The following is a 2,299-nucleotide window of genomic DNA, read 5'->3' as shown; positions in this document are numbered from 1 at the left end:
TGCTCAGCACCCAGATGGTCGCCGAAGGAATCCCGAGTTCCAGGCACCACTGCAAGACCTCGTGCGCCTTGTCTGCGCCGAAAGAGTGGCCCATTTCGCGCTGCATTCCGGCGGCTTTGGCAAAGCGGCGGTTGCCGTCCAGAATCAGGCCCAGGTGATGGGGCATTTTGCCGTGTTCCTTCACTTCACGGGCTAGCTTCTGCTCGTAGCTCCACAGCAAGGCCCCCCGTGTCGCCGTGCGGAGCTGCTGAGCGGTACGGAGGGCCGATTTCAGGGAAGCCATATCGGCAAGGAGTGTAGCGCGGGGTCAGGGGAGCGGGCATCCGGCAAAAGGTGGAGGGCGGCACACGCCTCTTGACTCTTCCCCAGGGGCAGACCTCAGGCTGAAAGCACCTCCGGAGGTGCCTCGCCTATGACCCAAGTCCTGCTGACCATCAGCGCCTTTGCCAGCGCCACCCGCCTGAGCGTCAAGGCCCTGCGCCTGTACGACGAACTCGGACTGCTGCCACCCGCACGTGTGGACCTGTCGAGCGGCTACCGCTTCTACTCGTCCGCCCAGTTCGGTGACGCCCGCCTGATTGCCCGTCTCAGACAGCTGGGCCTGCCACTGAGTGACATTCGCACCGTTCTGGATGCTCCCCCCGCCCGCCGCGCCGAGGAAGTGCGGACCCACTGGGCACGTGTCCAGGCCGAACACGCCCGCCGCGAGGAACTCGCCCGCTATGTTCTCGCCACCCTGCAAGGAGATTCCCTTATGACCGCCTACACCGTCCAGACCCGCTTTGTGCCCAGTCAGCCCGTCGCTACCCTGACCCGCCGCGTGACCGCCGACGAGCTGCCCCAGACCATCGCCGCCGGAATGAGCGAACTGCACCGTCAGCTGGCCGCGCAGGAGGCTGCCCCCAGCGGCGCTCCGTTCGTCATCTTTCATGGTCAGGTCGACGCCGACAGCGACGGCCCGGTTGAGATCTGCCAGCCCTACACCGGAACCCTGGTCCCCGCTGGGGCGCTGACCCTGCGCGAAGAACCGGCGCACCACGAAGCTTTCACCCAGCTCACCAAGGCGCAGTTCGAGTTCCCCGGCATCCTGAGCGCCTACGACGCCACCGCCGCCTACGCCCAGAAACACGGCCAGACTGGGCCGCTCCGCTGCCGGGAGGTCTACCCCTATGACTGGGACAGCCTCGGCGCCGACGAGGTGGCGGGCGAGGTGGCCTGGCCGTACACGCCTGCCTGAAGCCGCAAAGACCCGAAACCAGAAGGAGAGGGGACCAGCCGGAATCTTCCGTCCTGGTCCTCTCCTTTCGGCTCTGGCTTGCTCTGCCCTGGCGAGCCTCAGCGGTACCTGAGCGCCTCCATCAGTTCGTCCACCATCTCTACCGTGTCGCCCCGCTCGGCGGCGGTGGCGACATGCGCTTCCAGATGCCCGCGCAGCACCACGTCCGACGCGCCGGAGAGTGCCCCCTGTACGGCCCGAATCTGACGCAGCACGTCCACGCAGTACACGTCCTCGGTGTCCAGCATTTTGACGATGCTCTCCAGGTGCCCCCGCGCAATGCTGAGGCGGTGGCGGGCGCGTTTGCGGGCCTCTTCGGGCATACAAAGGTGGTCGGATTGGGTGGGGCAGTGGTCAGGATGGGGTCCGGATTTGGTCATTTCAGTGTCTTCAGGAGGGCGCGGGCGTGGATGTTTTCGGCGTCCAGCTTGGGCAAAAGCCCAGCGGCGAACTGGCGCAGGTTGGCATTCTGGGTATGAGTTGGAACCAGCAGCAGAAGCTGGCGCAGTTGCTCATTCTGGGCAGGCAGCGAGGTCAGAAACCAGCGGTCATAGTCGCCGCCCTGTGGCCCCACGATGTCCATGATGCTGGACTGAGTACCGCCCCAGCTTTTCAGTTTGGCGAGACTGACGCTATATGTGGTTTTGGTTTGCGCGGCGAACGCTTTGACCTCAGGATTTTTGCTGCCATAGAAGGCAGAGTTGGCTATTCGCTGCCCCACTTCCAGATAGGCAGGCAGAGTCGCCAGAAAGATGCGGTCAAACTTTGCGCCCTGCGCGGCGCTGAGTTGCCCGTAGGCCGTCAGCGGGCGCGGAGGCTGAGCGGGCAGCGGCTCCCGCCCACCCGCCAGAGCCAGCGGAGAAAAGACGGTGCCAACCATCAAAAAGGCTAGAGCTGCTCGTTTCATCCTTCCCCCGAAAAAGGCAAAGGAGGCCCCAAACCGACCCCCTTAGACTTTTAGACCCTCAGCCCCGCTTACTTGACGGTCTTGAGCAGCGCTTTGTAGGTGTTAATTTCAGCCGT

Annotated in this window: 4 protein-coding genes; 1 reads left to right on the top strand and 3 read right to left on the bottom strand. The window is 64.3% G+C overall.

What is annotated here, in order from left to right:
* Positions 1-283 (bottom strand): undecaprenyl diphosphate synthase family protein (locus Q4C89_RS14840; RefSeq protein WP_303103396.1); only part of this gene is annotated, 283 nt, incomplete at its 3' end.
* A 129-nt stretch (positions 284-412) separates the two neighbouring features.
* Here Q4C89_RS14840 and Q4C89_RS14835 point away from each other — a divergent pair.
* A complete protein-coding gene (locus Q4C89_RS14835; RefSeq protein ID WP_303103395.1) occupies positions 413-1,237 on the top strand; it encodes a MerR family transcriptional regulator in 825 nt (274 codons plus the stop codon).
* A gap of 98 nt (positions 1,238-1,335) precedes the next feature.
* On the opposite strand, the gene Q4C89_RS14830 is transcribed toward Q4C89_RS14835, so the two are convergent.
* Positions 1,336-1,656: a metal-sensitive transcriptional regulator gene (locus Q4C89_RS14830; RefSeq protein ID WP_303103394.1), complete on the bottom strand. Its 321-nt coding sequence runs from the start codon at positions 1,654-1,656 to the stop codon at positions 1,336-1,338.
* Complete coding sequence (locus Q4C89_RS14825; protein WP_303103393.1) at positions 1,653-2,156, bottom strand: hypothetical protein; 504 nt, start codon at positions 2,154-2,156, stop codon at positions 1,653-1,655. The genes Q4C89_RS14830 and Q4C89_RS14825 overlap by 4 nt, the downstream gene beginning before the upstream one ends.
* Positions 2,157-2,299: the final 143 nt, after the last annotated feature.

The sequence above is a fragment of the Deinococcus sp. genome (assembly GCF_030523985.1).
In the GTDB taxonomy this organism is placed as follows: domain Bacteria; phylum Deinococcota; class Deinococci; order Deinococcales; family Deinococcaceae; genus Deinococcus.
The sequence above is the reverse complement of the archived record's forward strand: the minus strand, read 5'-3'. Positions and strand labels throughout refer to the sequence as shown.